Origin of the sequence: Herminiimonas arsenitoxidans (assembly GCF_900130075.1) — a bacterium.
Classification (GTDB): domain Bacteria; phylum Pseudomonadota; class Gammaproteobacteria; order Burkholderiales; family Burkholderiaceae_D; genus Oxalicibacterium; species Oxalicibacterium arsenitoxidans.
Genome location: NZ_LT671418.1, coordinates 1,502,947 through 1,518,448, shown reverse-complemented (window position 1 = coordinate 1,518,448; position 15,502 = coordinate 1,502,947). Strand labels below are relative to the sequence as shown.

Annotated in this window: 15 protein-coding genes; 4 read left to right on the top strand and 11 right to left on the bottom strand. The window is 51.7% G+C overall.

Going from position 1 to position 15,502, the window contains the following annotated elements; all coding sequences use genetic code 11:
* Positions 1 to 44: 44 nt before the first annotated feature.
* The 8 genes from BQ6873_RS07180 to BQ6873_RS07145 form a co-directional block, all read right to left on the bottom strand.
* Positions 45 to 1,349 (bottom strand): histone deacetylase family protein, encoded by a 1,305-nt coding sequence (locus tag BQ6873_RS07180; RefSeq protein ID WP_076593999.1) that lies wholly within the window; start codon positions 1,347 to 1,349, stop codon positions 45 to 47.
* 20 nt (positions 1,350 to 1,369) lie between these two features.
* Complete coding sequence (locus BQ6873_RS07175) at positions 1,370 to 3,040, bottom strand: hydantoinase/oxoprolinase family protein (protein WP_076592033.1); 1,671 nt, start codon at positions 3,038 to 3,040, stop codon at positions 1,370 to 1,372.
* Between the two features lie 229 nt (positions 3,041 to 3,269).
* Entirely contained in the window at positions 3,270 to 3,584 is a 315-nt protein-coding gene (gene ppnP / locus BQ6873_RS07170; RefSeq protein WP_076592032.1) for a pyrimidine/purine nucleoside phosphorylase, read from the bottom strand.
* 26 nt (positions 3,585 to 3,610) lie between these two features.
* Complete coding sequence (gene argG, locus BQ6873_RS07165) at positions 3,611 to 4,948, bottom strand: argininosuccinate synthase (RefSeq protein WP_076592031.1); 1,338 nt, start codon at positions 4,946 to 4,948, stop codon at positions 3,611 to 3,613.
* 85 nt (positions 4,949 to 5,033) lie between these two features.
* Positions 5,034 to 5,948 carry an ornithine carbamoyltransferase gene (gene argF, locus BQ6873_RS07160; protein WP_076592030.1) on the bottom strand — a complete coding sequence of 305 codons (915 nt, stop codon included), beginning with the start codon at positions 5,946 to 5,948 and terminating at the stop codon, positions 5,034 to 5,036.
* Between the two features lie 109 nt (positions 5,949 to 6,057).
* On the bottom strand, positions 6,058 to 6,948 hold the full coding sequence (gene rsgA, locus BQ6873_RS07155) for a ribosome small subunit-dependent GTPase A (protein WP_076592029.1): 891 nt from the start codon (positions 6,946 to 6,948) through the stop codon (positions 6,058 to 6,060).
* A 3-nt stretch (positions 6,949 to 6,951) separates the two neighbouring features.
* Positions 6,952 to 7,302: a 4a-hydroxytetrahydrobiopterin dehydratase gene (locus BQ6873_RS07150; protein WP_076592028.1), complete on the bottom strand. Its 351-nt coding sequence runs from the start codon at positions 7,300 to 7,302 to the stop codon at positions 6,952 to 6,954.
* 11 nt (positions 7,303 to 7,313) lie between these two features.
* The gene (locus BQ6873_RS07145) at positions 7,314 to 8,573 is read right to left on the bottom strand and encodes a M48 family metallopeptidase (protein ID WP_076592027.1); all 1,260 of its coding nucleotides are present in this window, start codon (positions 8,571 to 8,573) and stop codon (positions 7,314 to 7,316) included.
* 50 nt (positions 8,574 to 8,623) lie between these two features.
* On the opposite strand from BQ6873_RS07145, the gene orn reads away from it, so the two are divergent.
* Entirely contained in the window at positions 8,624 to 9,211 is a 588-nt protein-coding gene (orn, locus tag BQ6873_RS07140) for an oligoribonuclease (protein WP_076592026.1), read from the top strand.
* Between the two features lie 67 nt (positions 9,212 to 9,278).
* Here orn and BQ6873_RS07135 read toward each other — a convergent pair whose 3' ends face one another.
* Positions 9,279 to 9,977 carry a UPF0149 family protein gene (locus BQ6873_RS07135; RefSeq protein WP_076592025.1) on the bottom strand — a complete coding sequence of 233 codons (699 nt, stop codon included), beginning with the start codon at positions 9,975 to 9,977 and terminating at the stop codon, positions 9,279 to 9,281.
* 131 nt (positions 9,978 to 10,108) lie between these two features.
* Here BQ6873_RS07135 and BQ6873_RS07130 point away from each other — a divergent pair, with 131 nt between their 5' ends.
* The 3 genes from BQ6873_RS07130 to BQ6873_RS07120 all read left to right on the top strand — a co-directional run bounded on the left by BQ6873_RS07130 (position 10,109) and on the right by BQ6873_RS07120 (position 13,014).
* Positions 10,109 to 11,101, top strand: coding sequence for a serine/threonine protein kinase (locus BQ6873_RS07130; protein ID WP_076593998.1), 993 nt, complete (start codon positions 10,109 to 10,111; stop codon positions 11,099 to 11,101).
* Between the two features lie 79 nt (positions 11,102 to 11,180).
* Positions 11,181 to 11,924 carry a sulfite exporter TauE/SafE family protein gene (locus BQ6873_RS07125; RefSeq protein ID WP_076593997.1) on the top strand — a complete coding sequence of 248 codons (744 nt, stop codon included), beginning with the start codon at positions 11,181 to 11,183 and terminating at the stop codon, positions 11,922 to 11,924.
* 16 nt (positions 11,925 to 11,940) lie between these two features.
* On the top strand, positions 11,941 to 13,014 hold the full coding sequence (locus BQ6873_RS07120) for a GGDEF domain-containing protein (protein ID WP_076592024.1): 1,074 nt from the start codon (positions 11,941 to 11,943) through the stop codon (positions 13,012 to 13,014).
* 98 nt (positions 13,015 to 13,112) lie between these two features.
* On the opposite strand, the gene BQ6873_RS07115 is transcribed toward BQ6873_RS07120, so the two are convergent.
* Both BQ6873_RS07115 and BQ6873_RS07110 read right to left on the bottom strand, forming a co-directional pair.
* On the bottom strand, positions 13,113 to 13,478 hold the full coding sequence (locus BQ6873_RS07115; RefSeq protein WP_076592023.1) for a hypothetical protein: 366 nt from the start codon (positions 13,476 to 13,478) through the stop codon (positions 13,113 to 13,115).
* A gap of 105 nt (positions 13,479 to 13,583) precedes the next feature.
* Complete coding sequence (locus BQ6873_RS07110; RefSeq protein ID WP_231949294.1) at positions 13,584 to 15,155, bottom strand: ATP-binding response regulator; 1,572 nt, start codon at positions 15,153 to 15,155, stop codon at positions 13,584 to 13,586.
* Positions 15,156 to 15,502 lie beyond the last annotated feature (347 nt).

The window sequence follows — 15,502 nt, the reverse complement described above, 5'->3', positions numbered from 1 at the left end:
ACCGGCACTCTATCTGTATTGCTTAAGAAGCCTTACTTAGCCCCTTACTTGGACAAATAAATATCCTTGTCCTTGTCTTGCAGGAAGACTTGCGTGTAGCGTCCGATGGTCGCATTCGCATATTGCTCTTCACCATAAGCACGGCAAGGTGCGCAGACATAACGCGGGATCTGTACCGCGAGGATGTGATTGTGCGTATCGTCGCAGCGTGAATCAATTACCACAGTACCGCCGCAATCCGGACAGGAACGTACCGTTTCATTGATGGTTTCGCGGATACCATCAGTATCGTAGTAGACATCCATGCTGCGCTTGTGGAATTCCTGTTCCGGATAGACTTGCTCACGTAGCACGTGACGATTGTTCCAGTGATGGAAGGTCGCATCCTTCAATTTTTCCAAGTAGGCAGTAATGTTGGCCGGCTGCTTCTGGCTTTCCGCGTCGTAGTCCGGTTCCTGGATATGGCTGAAATCCATGCCTGCCATCGCCAGGATGATGCCGGTATTGATGTAGGGCAGTGCGGTTTCGATCGAGTAACCGCCTTCCAATACCGCGAGGTCCGGCTTCAGGCGCTGGTTGAGTACGGCATAACCATGCGCGGTGAATTTCATATTGGTGATCGGATCGGAGTAATGATTATCTTGCCCGGCCGAGTTGATGATCAGGTCTGGTTTGAATTCGTCCAGAATAGGCATGACGATTTCATCCAGCACGTAGAGGAAGCCCTCTTCGCAGGTATCCGGTGGCATCGGCAGGTTGATGGTGGTGCCGAAAGCATTCGGGCCACCTAGCTCGTCGGCAAAGCCGGAACCCGGGTAAAGTGTGCGGCCATCCTGATGCATGGAGATGAAGAGCGTATTCGGATCGTGCCAGAAAATATCCTGTGAGCCATCGCCGTGATGGCAATCGGTATCGACGATCGCAATTTTCTTCACGCCATATTTATGGCGGATGTACTCGACCATGATCGCTTCCATGTTCAGCGTGCAAAAGCCACGGCTGCCATGCACGACACGGAATGAATGGTGACCGCAAGGGCGCACCAGTGCAAACGCGTTGTCGACTTCCTTGGTCATCACCTTGTCTGCTGCGGTAATGCAGCCGCCGACGGCGATCAGGTGCGAAGCATGGACGATCTCATCTATACCAGGCACGCAAAAGTGCACGCGCTGGATGTCTTCCGCGGTAGCGACGCCGGGTTTGAATTCCTTGATATTGTCGAAGTCCAGCAGGCCTTCTTCAAATACCTGATCCTGCGTGTACAACAGCCGTTCTTCACGCTCCGGATGCGTAGGTGAAATCGCATAATCAAATGCCGGAAAAAATACCAATCCTGTTTTTTTCTTCACGATGTCTTCCTCACGCTTGTTCATTGCACTTGCTCATTTACTTGTTTGATCAGACCGGGTTTGATCTGCAGCCGGACGCGGATGTTTTTGCCAGTAGTTGCATAACCATGGATGACGTTGAAGGACTGGCAGTCAGCGACTTCGACTTCGAGGTCTTCGTCACGTGCACCGGCAGCCTTGGCGATTTCCAGCAATCTTTCCTTGCCGATTTCGCATACGTCATCGACCGTGGCGCGCGCGGAGATTTGCATCTTGCGGCCATCTTCGGCAAAGGTCAGTTGCTGCGATTCGGTATCGGCTAGCAGATTCAATTCGACCGTGGTACGCGCCATCGCGGCACCGCTGGCATTGATCACTTCGGAATCCTGCGGCACCAGCGCCGGCATGGCCAGCAATGCGCCTACCTGTGTGGCGATATACGGAGCAGGGCCACCGACCGCGATCAATTGCTGCGGGTTCAGTACTTTTCCTTCCAGCAGTTCATGGATGGTGTAGACCGGCTTGCTGTTGACCTCGGCAATCATTTGCGTGACCTTGGCGGCTATGCTGGCGCACATGCTGTCAACGATGGCTTGCGCTACTTGCTGCGGTGTTTGCTTCAATGCGCTGGCCAGGCTTTCCATTGCCTGCAAAGCCTTGGCCTTGTCGCCGATAGCGGCCAGGCCGAGGGTGATCAGGGCATCGGTCGGGGTCGGTACCGGGCCATCGAAGGCCATCGCCGAACCCTTGCGTTCTGGGCCTATCTGCAGTGCGCTGTTCACAACCTGCACATGGCTGTCGCCACCGAGTGCCATTGAATGCGTGAGTAAGCCGCGGATCAGCGTTTTGTGTCCTTCTATCTCTACGCCTTGCGGCTCCAACAGTGGCGCGCCATCAGCGAATAACGCGATGTCGGTCGTGGTGCCGCCGACGTCTATCGATACCGAATCCAGTGTGGACGAGACGAAAGGTAGTACACCCATGATGGTGGCAGCCGGTCCGGACAGAATGGTTTGCACTGGATAGTTACGGGATTGCTGTATGCCTATGGTGCCGCCATCCGCCTTTAGGATGAAGAGCGGCACATCGACCGCGAGTTCTTGCAGATAGCTGGCGAGCTGGTCGACCATGCGGCTGTGCAGACGCCAGATCGCAGCGTTCAGATAAGTGGTAGCTATGCGGCGCGGGAAATTCAGTACGCCGGATTGGTGGTGGCCGAGCGAAACATGGTTGGCTTGATCCGCGAACCAGGCACCGACTTCTTGTTCATGCACCGGATTGCGGGTAGAGAACTTGCCGATCACGGCCAGGTTTTCAATCTTGTCTGCGCGGAATTGCTGTTTCAGCGCTTCCAGTTCATCGTCTTCCAGCGCTTCGGCTTCTATCCCGCGATGGTTCATATAGCCGGCAATCAGATGCGTCTTGTCGGCGAGAGGCAAATCTTTGGGAGAAACGCCAGGTCCGTTCATCACTATCAGGCCGACTGGATCGAGCTGGTTCTGTGCCACGGCATTGGTGGAAATCGTGGTGCTGAGCACGATGCGCTGCAGCTGCTTAATATCGTCAGCATTCGCGACAGCTTGGGTCGCGCGCATCACGCAACCTAAAATATCATTCTTGTCGGTCAATACTTTGGACTTGCGGATGATTTTGCGGTTGTGCATCAATACCGAATCGGTATGGGTGCCGCCCACATCAATGCCAAGGATCATATATTTCTTTCTTGGGAAGTAGGTCCAGCGAGGCTATCGAGCTGACAGAATCGCGCTGGCTGTATCAATTTAAATCGTCAATTCAAACCAGCGGCTAGCGCCTGATTTTTAATGCAGCATCTATTATAAGTAGAAGACCTGCGCGCTAATCTGAATAAGGTTGTCCTTAGCAAAAAGCCCGGATAGTCCGGGCTTTTTTATTTGAGTCTTATACGTCTTATTAAACGCATCAGATGAAATGGCAAACGTAGTCCAGTGTGTCTACCGTTTCAATATCGAAGCTCGAGTTTGCCGGTACTTCGAATTGCTGGCCGCCTTCATAGGTATTCCAGTCAGTTGCGCCAGCCAGACGAATGCGGCATTTGCCTGCATTCAATTCCATGATTTCTGCAGCACCGGTGTTGAATTTCAACGTCGATGGGAAAATGATGCCGATGGTTTTCTTGGTGCCGTCAGCGAACAGCACGGTGTGTGACACGCATTTGCCATCGAAATAGATATTGGCTTTTTTGACGACGGAAACGTTATCGAATTGAGTAGTCATGATCTGTATGTTTAATGTTGAAGGAATTATTTCTTATCTTTTTCAAAGCTAGGCAATGCAACAGACGAGTTGCCAGTCAACAGACCAGCACTGCTGTAGATAGCCAGCTTGTGACGTGTGTCTGTGATGTCCAGATTGCGCATCGTCAATTGACCAATACGGTCAGCTGGCGAGAATGGTGCATCTTCCACTTTTTCCATCGACAGGCGTTCTGGCGCGTAGGTCAGATTGGCTGAAACGGTATTGAGGATGGAGTAATCGTTGCCGCGACGCAGTTCGATGGTGACTTCGCCTGTGATCGCGCGTGCAACCCAACGTTGTGCAGCTTCACGCAACATGATGGCTTGCGGATCGAACCAGCGACCTTGGTACAACAGACGACCCAAGCGACGGCCGCTTTCACGGTATTGCTCGATGGTGTCTTCGTTGTGGATTCCGGTAACCAAACGTTCGTAAGCGATGAACAAGAGTGCCAGACCCGGAGCTTCGTAGATGCCACGGCTCTTCGCTTCGATGATGCGGTTTTCGATTTGATCACTCATGCCGAGGCCGTGACGACCGCCGATGCGATTGGCTTCCAGCATCAGTTCGACCATGTCGGAATAGACGACGCCATTCAATGCGACTGGACGACCTTCTTCGAAACGTACGGTAACTGTTTCGCGTTTGACTTCGACGTCATCACGCCAGAATGCGACGCCCATAATAGGTTGGACGATCTGCATGCCGCTGCTCAGTTCTTCCAGATCTTTTGCTTCATGCGTAGCGCCAAGGATGTTGGAGTCGGTCGAATACGCTTTCTCGGTGGACATCTTGTAGTCAAAGCCGGACTTGATCAGGAATTCTGACATCTCCTTGCGACCACCGAGTTCGTTGATGAAGGCATCATCCAGCCAAGGTTTGTAAATGCGCAGTGCTGGATTCATCAACAAACCGTAGCGATAGAAACGCTCGATGTCGTTGCCTTTGAATGTGCTGCCATCACCCCAGATGTCGACGTTGTCTTCTTTCATCGCGGCGACCAGCATGGTGCCGGTGACTGCGCGACCCAATGGCGTCGTGTTGAAGTAGGTGACGCCAGCGGTCGAGATGTGGAACGCGCCGCTTTGCAGCGCTGCGATACCTTCAGCAACCAACTGTTCACGGCAATCGATCAGGCGTGCCAGTTCAGCGCCGTATGCTTTCGCTTTTTCAGGAATCGCGTTGTAGTCGGTTTCGTCAGGCTGACCCAGATTCGCAGTGTAGGCATAAGGAATCGCGCCTTTTTGACGCATCCAGTGCAAGGCCGCGCTGGTATCGAGGCCGCCGGAAAAGGCGATGCCTACTTTTTGATTGACTGGAACGGATTGGAGAATATTCGACATGGTGTTTGCTTCGCTTGCGTGGAATGTGATTGTGGGTCAGTTGGAACTTGAGCTGATGAATTAGCTGAACTAACTGAGTCTTTAATTAATTGAGTTTGCCCAGGACGAGATATTCGAGCAGTGCTTTCTGTGCATGCAGGCGATTTTCTGCTTCATCCCAGACGACAGATTGCGGTCCATCGATGACTTCGGCGGCAACTTCTTCACCGCGATGCGCTGGCAGGCAGTGCATGAACAAGGCATCAGGCTGTGCACGTTTCATTTTGGCTGCATCGACGATCCAGCCATCGAAGGCTTTCAGGCGTGCTGCGTTTTCTTCTTCGAAGCCCATGCTGGTCCAGACATCGGTCGTGACCAGATGCGCGTCTACACATGCATCGGATGGTGCTGCAAACAGCGTGTAATGCGTATTGTCGGCAGCGATCAAGGTCGGATCGATTTCGTAACCCTTGGGGGTGGAAACATTGACATGGAAATCGAATACCTGTGCTGCCTGTAACCACGAGTACAGCATGTTGTTGGCATCGCCTATCCAGGCCACGGTTTTGCCTTTGATCGAACCGCGATGCTCAATGAAGGTAAATACGTCGGCTAGAACCTGGCAAGGATGGTGTTCATTGGTCAGACCATTGATCACTGGTACGCGCGAATTGGCGGCGAAACGCTCAATGATGTCTTGGCCGAAGGTACGGATCATGATGACGTCGCACATACGGGACATCACTTGCGCCGCATCTTCTACCGGCTCGCCACGACCAAGCTGGCTGTCGCGCGTGTTCAGATAAATCGCTGCGCCGCCGAGCTGGTGCATGCCGGCTTCAAAGGACAGGCGGGTACGGGTGGAATTCTTTTCGAACACCATCACCAGCGTGCGGTCAGCCAGTGGATGGTAGGGCTCGTAGTTCTTGAATTTGCGCTTGATGACACGGGTGCGTTCGATCACGTGCTCGAATTCATCCAGCGTTAAATCGGAAAACTGCAGAAAGTGTTTGATTGCCATAATTGAAAACGGCGGCTAGGTTGGCGCCTGCCGCCGATTGTTGTAACTGCTTCAATTATAAGGGATTTCCATCTAAAAGCCAGCGTTAAGGCCTGAGCCGGCCCCTTCTTTAGTACAGCTTTTGTGATGATTCATGCAATAACTGCAGGTAGAGCGCATGCCGCATGGGTGAAATAGCATCGGCGGCAATCGCAGTACGGATTGCACATTCAGGCTCATTGGAATGATGACAATTATAAAACTTGCACTTGCCCAGATACGGCTCGAACTCAGGGAAAGCGCGCTCCAGCATGCCTTCAGTCAAATGATAGAGGCCGAATTCCTGAAAGCCGGGTGAATCGATAATCATGGTTTGATCGTCGATCGTATACAGCCGTGTGAAGGTCGTCGTGTGCTTGCCGGTATCGAGCGCAGCGGAAATTTCGCGCACCGCGATGTCTGCATCTGGCACGATCAAATTGATGATCGATGATTTACCCATCCCTGATTGGCCGATCAATATTGTTGATTGGCCTTCCAATATCGGCATCAAGGCAGCGCAGGTTGCTTCCGGCTGTGTGGTTGCGGACACTTCATGTACCGGATAACCGAGTCCGGCGTAGAAGGCCACGCGCTTGCGGGTTTTTTCCAGCGATGCGACGACGTCGATCTTGTTCAAGATGATATGAACGGCAACGCCCGCCGCTTCCGCTGCGACCAGTGAACGCGAGACCAGATCGTCGGAGAAGCCAGGTTCGGTGGCGACCACGATGAAAAGCTGCGTGACATTGGCTGCCAGCAGTTTGGATTTGTATTGGTCGGAGCGATACAGCAGGGTTTTGCGTTCGGTGATCGACTCGATCACACCCTGGTTGGCGGAAGTCAGTTGCAGATTGACGATGTCGCCCACTGCGACGTCGCTCTTTTTGCCGCGTGTGACACATTGCAATTTTGCGGCATCGGTCTGAACCAGATAATGACGGCCATGTGCGGCAATGACGGTGCCTGTAATAGTTGCCATCAATTAGACGAAAGACTGATCAAAAATCGCATCCAGCTTGGCAGCGCAGATGAAATCGTTTTGCGACAAGCCACCTTTGCCGCCATTGACTGAATGCGTGTCGAACTTGACCACGCATTGATTGTAGGTGACGACCAACTCAGGGTGATGATCTTCGGCATGGATGACATAGGCGATCGCGTTGACGAAGGCGAGGGTGTCGTAATAATTCTTGAACGAGAATTTACGAACAATTTTGCCATCCTGCAGGCTCCAGTTGTTGATTGCTTGCAGGCGTTCGCTAACCTCATCCGCGCTCAGCGCAGTCACTTGGTGCTGGCATTTTTGTGCGCGCAAATCGGCAGCGTTGCTCATGATGTCCTTGTTCAACTGGCGGCCAGAAGTTTGTTGATACGCACGGTTGCTGGCGGATGCGAATCATAGAAGGCGGAATGCAATGGATCTGGCGTGAGTGTCGATGCATTGTCTTCATACAGCTTCACCAGTGCGGATACCAGATCTTGCGAATTGGTATGTTGCGCAGCAAAGGCGTCAGCTTCAAATTCATGTTTGCGTGAACTGAGCGAAGTCAGTGGCGAGAACAGGAAGGAGAAGACCGGCAAGACCAGTGCAAACAGAATCAAGGCCATTGCATCGTTGCTGGCACCCATCATAGGTTCCACACCCAAACCGGTATAGAACCATGTTTGGTTTTTCAGATAGCCGAGCAGCGCCAGGAAGGCGAGCGAAGCGGCAAACATCATCACGATGCGTTTGACGATGTGCTTGAGTTTGAAGTGACCCAGTTCATGCGCCAGCACGGCTTCAATTTCATTCGGTGCCAGGCGTTCGAGCAAGGTGTCGAAGAACACGATGCGTTTGGCAGCGCCGAATCCGGAGAAGTAAGCATTGCCATGCGCGCTGCGCTTGGAGCCATCCATTACGAACAGGCCACTGGCTTTAAAGCCTATGCGTTGCATCAGGTTTTCTATGCGGGTACGCAGGTTTTCGTCTTCCAGCGGTTTGAATTTATTGAACATAGGTGCGATGAAGAGCGGCACCAATACCAGCATCAACAACTGGAAAGAGCACCAGACTATCCATGCGTACAACCACCACAAGTCGCCGGATTTTTCCATCAGGATGATGGTGATCCAGACCAAACCGAGGCCGAGCGCGAGCGAAATGATCGTGCTTTTGAACAAATCGGTGAAGAACAGGCGTGGCGACATGCGGTTAAAGCCGAAGCGCGCTTCCAGTACGAATTGACGGAAGTAATCAAACGGCAATTCAATCAAGCCGGAGATCAACGCAAAAGTCAGTACCAGTGCCAATTGATAGCGATAGCCGGGACCGAAGACAAACAGCGAGCCTTCCGCCAGCCATTGCAAACCGCCCATCAGCGTAAAGCCGATCAAGGTAGCGGCATTCAAGATGACGATGAACAATGCGAATTTTGTTTTAGCGATCGAGTAATCCGCCGCTTTTTGATGTGCTTCCAGCGGTATCTTGCCGACGAATTGCGCAGGCACGGCAGCACGATTGGCGAGGATATGCCGAATATGACGTGACGCCAGCCAGAAGCGAACTACTAGGCTGATAAGCAGAAAAGTGACAAACAAAACAGTAAACACGAGGGATGACATTCTTTTCCTGTGAGAAAATGGCGGATTGAGCAGGCTAAAGGAAAACAATTATGTCACAAGCTACTGAATTAGAGTCGTCATCCGCCACCCCATTGCGCCCGAATGAGTTCAATCTCATCTGGGTAGATATGGAAATGACCGGACTCGATCCAGACAATGATCGCATTATCGAAGTAGCTGTTGTCGTCACCGATTCCAATTTGAACATACTGGGCGAAGGTCCGGTGTTTGCAATTCATCAACCAGATGAAATTCTGGACGGCATGGACGCATGGAACAAGGGTACGCATGGCCGCTCTGGCCTGATTGACCGTATCAAGGCATCAACTGTGACCGAGGCGCAAGCCGAAGCGGAATTGATCGAATTCTTGAAAAAATACGTGCCTAACGGCAAATCGCCTATGTGCGGCAACACCATTTGCCAGGATCGTCGTTTTATGGCGCGCGGCATGCCTAAGCTGGAAAACTTTTTCCACTACCGCAACCTGGACGTGTCCACACTGAAAGAACTGTGCCGTCGCTGGAAACCTGAGCTGGTGAATGGCTTCAAGAAGCACCAGAAGCACACAGCCCTGGCTGATATTCTGGAGTCGATTGAAGAGCTGCGTTATTACCGCGAGCATTTCATCAAAGAGTAAAAGTGCGCAAACCGGTGGAATGCCGGTTACGTCAGATGTAAAAAAGCCGGCTTATGCCGGCTTTTATTTATTCTGCAGCAGGTTCAGCACCGCAGCATTTCTTGTACTTCTTGCCGCTGCCGCATGAGCAGTCGTCATTGCGGCCGACTTTTGGTGTTTCGCGCTGTACGGTTTTCACTGCAGATTTGCGATGCGGCAACCAGAACTTGTGGATTTCTGGAATTGCGGATTCGATTTCGATAGTCAGTTTGTGGCATTTGACTGGATTGTCGACCAGCACCATTTCTTCTTCTTCGATTTCTTCCGCACCTAACAGATAGATAGGGCGCATCAGTGGTGCGATGTTGGAAGTATGGATAGGCTCCCACGCTTCGGCGCGCAAGCTCATTCCTAAATTGAAACCCCAGGCCCAGGCTTCGCCATCCAGTACCGGCTTGCCTTCCCATTCGTGCTCACAGAACAGCGGTTCGTATTCTTTTGGCGCGACTTCCAGCGTGATGGCGATTTCATTCATGAAGCGCGCAATCAGGGCGACGATGCGTTCGTATTCTTTATCGTTCTTGAACTTCGGGATCGCTTCTGCATCTTCGCCCCAGACGTGTGGCAACCATTCGGCCAGCGGCACTTCTTCCGGGCCGACGACCAGTGCTGTCAGATAACCGTGCAGCGAATCCATCGCCATGCAGTCGTCTGCAGTGCGGTCGGAAAGCAGGAATTTGTCGAGTTCGTCGAATTCCTTGTCGGAGAGAGGCTGGTCGAGATGCATGGTGGAATTTTCTTCAATGGTGATTAGGGCGACAGTGTACCAGTACGACTTTACAGAAGCGATGCATTTGCCATGTTGAAATGTGGGCATCATGCACCCGGGAAACAGTGCTGGCACCGTACAATGCAGAGATGAATGATTCCACTGTATTGTCTTTTTCTACACTCACGCCTGATTGCGTGCTCGATGCGCTGGAAAGCGTTGGCTTGTATAGCGATGGCCGCTTGCTGGCCTTGAACAGCTACGAAAACCGCGTTTATCAAATTGGCATCGAAGATGGTCCGCCGTTGGTGGCAAAGTTTTATCGCCCTGCGCGCTGGAGCGATGCGGCGATTCTGGAAGAGCATGCCTTCGTCGCGGAATTGGTCGAGCGAGAAATCCCGGTCGTGCCTGCGATGACTTTGGCAAATGGGAAAACCTTGCATGATTTTGCCGGTTTCCGTTTCGCAGTCTTTGCGCGACATGGTGGCCGTGCGCCGGAATTGGATGATCCTGCAACGCTGGAGTGGATGGGGCGTTTCATCGGGCGCATACATGCAGTAGGCGCGCTGAAAACGTTTGAGCATAGACCTGCATTAAATATTGTGACCTTTGGCGAAGAGCCACGCGACTATTTGTTGGCGAATAATTTCATCCCGCCTGATTTGCTGGAAGCGTATCGCAGCGTAGTGACGCAAGCCTTGGATGGCGTGCGACGCTGCTTTGATAGGGCTGGCGATGTTCCTACCTTGCGGCTACATGGCGACTGTCATTGCGGCAATGTGTTGTGGACAGATGCGGGCCCGCACTTTGTCGACTTTGACGATAGTCGTAGCGGACCGGCGATTCAGGATTTGTGGATGTTGTTGTCGGGCGAGCGGCGCGATATGGTGCGGCAATTGTCTGACTTGCTGGCTGGTTATGAAGACTTCGCCGAATTCGATCCGCGTGAATTGCATTTGATTGAAGCCTTGCGCACCTTGCGCTTGATTCATTACGCAGCGTGGTTGGCGCGCCGTTGGGATGATCCTGCGTTTCCGGTTGCCTTCCCGTGGTTTAACACGCAGCGTTACTGGCAAGACAGGATTCTGGAATTACGTGAACAAGTGGCGCTGATGGATGAAGCGCCGTTGTGGACGACTTGATGTGACAGCTTGGTGCAGAACATCAGTTCGCATTGCATGAGAATTTTTCCCTACGGAATAGTGAAAACATGACTGCATGATGGAATCAATCTACATTTTGATCATTATGGGTGGCGCTGCTGCCGGCTTCGTTCAAGGTCTCTCAGGCTTCGCATTTGGCATGACGGCCATGTCATTTTGGGCGTGGGGCATGGATCCTGTTATTGCTGCGTCGTTGGCGGTATTTGGTGCGCTGACGGGACAAATCATTGCGGCATTTACTGTAAAGCGCGGATTCGATTGGCGCTTATTACTGCCATTCTTTGTCGGTGGCATGGTTGGTATCCCGATCGGCGTTATGCTGTTACCGCTTTTGAATATGGACATGTTCAAGGCCTTGTTGGGGGCGATACTGATCATCTGGTGCCCAAGCATGCTGTTCGTTTCCCGTTTTCCCAAGATCACATCGAAGGGACGAGTCGCAGATGGTGCTATTGGTTTAATCGGTGGCGTGATGAGCGGCTTTGGCGGGTTTGCCGGGATCGTTCCGACTTTATGGTGCACGTTGCAGGGCATGGCTAAAGACAAGCAGCGCGTCATCATTCAAAACTTTAATTTAGGTGCCTTGATATTCACGATGCTTGCTTATCTGTACAAAGGCATCATCACGGTCTCTATGCTTCCTTATTTTGGCGTGCTTGTTCCGGCGATGTTAATACCTACCATCTTGGGAACTAGGCTGTATCATCGCATCTCCGATGTGGCTTTCCGGCGGCTGGTGTTGAGCTTGCTCACACTCTCTGGCATTGCACTATTGAGTTCCTCTCTCCCAAAACTATTGTAAAAAGACTGTTTGATCTATGCGTAGCTTTAGTTGGTTATCCAGTCTCTCACCCCAGGCATCCGCGATCGGTACCGAACTTGGTCAGGCCAAGTTTCGCGTCATTAACGTCACTCCTTTTTGCTTGTACCTTGTTCTGGCCTGGTATTTCAAATGGCAAGCAGTTCCTGTCAGCGTCGTTATCGGTGCCGTGGGATATATCGCCTATGCGGTGATCTGGGTTGCTGTCGTTCGTTTTTCCATTTTGAATACCACCTTGCGCCGCACCTTGGCCACCATACTGGATCAGGCTTTACCAGCCTTGGGCATGTATCTGGCAGGATTTCTGGCGGGCTTGGTGGCATGGGTGCCGACCTTGGGAGCGATCGGCAATGGTCTGCGCTTCGGCACGCGTTATACCTGGTTGTCATCAGCAGTGTGCGGCCCCTTGATGGGCGCGGCGTTCTATTTTTCTCCTGATTGGCAAACCATACCGGGAGTAGCGACGGGCATCGTACTGATCAATGTACTGGTGCCGCTGTATGTGGTCGTGCTGGTCAAACGGATGGAACAGGATAAGCAGGCTTTCGAACAGCGTGCGGCACATTTTGAAGAAGCAACCAAACATGATCATCTGACTGGTTTGTTGAACCGGGCAGGGTTTGCCGATGTGTTTGATGAGTTATTCAAGTCGGGTGCCGAACAGCGCGAAATGAGCGCTGTATTACTACTCGATCTGGATGGTTTCAAGGCGATTAACGACGGTTGTGGACATGCTGCGGGTGACGAGATATTAAAGGCAGTTGCGATGTCCTTATCTGCTTGTGTACGTATATCGGACAAAGTGGCGCGCTTGGGTGGAGACGAGTTTGGCATATTGCTGCGACACGTTACCAATGAGAAAAATGTCGAATTGGTCGCAGAAAAAATATTGAATGCGATGAGAGAGATCGCCGTGCCTCGCCATGATTTGCGACTTGGTGCCAGCATCGGCATCTGTGTGCTGCCAGATCCTGATTTGCACACTTATGATGATGTATTAAAAGCTGCTGATCGCTTGATGTACGAAGCGAAGGCTGCTGGAAAACACCAGTTCCGGAGTCTTGCAGCTTAGCCTTCGATTCAATCAACGATTTCTTGCTTGAAACAAGCGAGGGTCCGACTGATCAATCCTCGGATCAGCTCCGAGATTTATTAGTTCTCACTGAAAAATCATACCTTTTGCGCACTCTGCGCCAAACCATCCAGCGCAACAATTACCTTATCGACCGATGCATCGCTATTGGCAATGAGCACTGCGTGTTCAATTGCATCATCGCGTTTGGTCCGGGCAAAATAAGCCAGTAGGTAATCACCGTTCTCACTGTGCGGCGTATTGCGAGGATCATCTTTAGCCAGGCGACGCGCATACCAGACGGCGTAGCCGTTCGACTCTTCACAGCAATACACTTCCACTGAATGATGCGGGCCGAGCGGAAATTCTTCCGGGTCTGTGTACCAAATGGTTTTGCGCCATAGATGATTCTTTTTCGATTCGGGAATTTGATTCGTGTCCTGATACTTTTCAGCTTGGTTCATGGTGGGTGGTAGACGTATTGTTGGGTAAGGATGATTTGCGCCAAGTCACAAGAAATGACGCGTTGCTGTAATCGCTATTGTCGCCGTATTTCTCATATTTTTACATCAATGCTTATCGTGCAAATCAGGTGGCGATTCAATGTCCGGTGTTGTGTGTGACAACATGCTGCGCAATTTGTTGTCTATTCTCACGTACTCAAGTTCTATCGCAGTCAGACGCGATGGTGCATCGTCCAGCATATTGTTCTTTGCGCGAATTTCCAGTTCCCGGCATAAAGAGGCCAGAGTGGTGGCGCCTATCGATGCCGTGCTGCCGCATAAGACGTGTGCAAATTTCGCAACGGTCAGCGCATCTTTTGCCAGGATAGCCTCATGCAACAGTACAAAACGTTTCGGGCTATCAGTCAGGAAAAGATCGACCAACTCGGCAAAATCGTCGCCAAACATTTCTTGGGTGGCATCCAGTTCATCATCTTGTGGCATAAGTACCTTGTCGTTGGCGACTGGCTTCAGCCAGCGCGTCAGCATGTCATTTAATGGTCGCATGCGTATAGGCTTGAAAATGAAATCATCCATGCCGATAGCAAGGCAAGTGTCCCGTTCACTGCGATTAATGCCGGATGACCAGCCGATGATGGGCATGTGCGACCCGTCAGTTTCTGCTGCGCGTAGCAAGGCAGTGGTGTGGTAACCATCCATTTGTGGCATCTGACAATCCATCAGAATCAGATCGTAATGTTGTTCATTGACCAGGCGTAAAGCCTGTTGTCCATCGGATGCCGTATCGACCTGGCAACCGAAGCGCGCCAGCATGTGTTCCGCGATTTGCAGATTGACTGGATTATCGTCCACCGCCAGAACACGGCAATGCGCAAAGGCATGGGAGCTATCCGAGATGATATGTTCTGCGTTCACACGCACGCCTGCGCAGACAAAGCGGGGCGCATCTTTCTTGGCGATACAACTGCACAACATCGATAGCGTATTGAGCAGCATTGTTTGTTGTAGTGGTTTGGGTAACCATGCGGAAAATCCTGCTTGCGCCAGACGATCAGCATCGTCTCTGCTGTGCTCGCTACTGATAAGCACAACCAGCGTATCGCGATACAAAGGGGAGTTGCCGATGGCAGTGCCCAGCGTTTCGCCATCCATGCCGGGAATTTTTTGGTCGAGTAGCGCAATACGATATGGGTCGCCGGCGATTGCTGCGTTCTCTAATGCGGCTAAGGCAGTTTTGGGTATGTCGAAGCAGTCTATACGCGCGCCGCGTTGTTTCAGTTCTCTTTCAACGTGAGCACGTGTCTCAGGATTGGTATTGATAAACAACATGCGTATATCGGTCAGCGCATGATGTGTGCTGTTGAACCCCTCGCCGATACCTAGATCACTGTTGGATTCCAGCAACTGCTCGATATTCATCAAAAGGCTGTCTGCGCTGCTTTGCGCCAGATGGATCATTTCCCGCTGATCGGGTGCTAAATCGTTTTGCCGAATCATTTCCAGCGCACCGACGATGCCATTCATTTGTGTATTGACTGCGCGCTGTAGATCACCAAGGAGGCGCTCATCCAGTTGTGCGTTGCTCATGGTGCTGCTCTGATGTTCTCGACGTCGCACGATACGCGCACGTTGTGCAGCGGTGAGTGTTTTTACGGTGAACGGCAGATATGAAGGCATGGCTTCCCTAGTGTTGTTCTGCATCTTCTGTGGAATGCTTGGACTGGCTGACGCAATGAAAGAATATATCAAAGCGACACGGTAAGGATAAACCTTTAGCAATTGCTAAAAATACATTTTTTCATGTAGTCTTGCGAATGTTATTTTCCGCGAGGAAATGCTATTGAGGGAAAAGATAGCAAACGTTTGTGTCGGATCGGTACTCATGTCGTGATTCAGGCATGGGGGAGTGGGCCAAAGTAGCCCGTCGCCGACGGATGCACAAACTTGTAAGGGAAAGCGAGCGCATTCGGTGCGATTGTCGTACCGCTGCGCTTTTATTTTAGCTGCTGCAACAAGGGGAAATG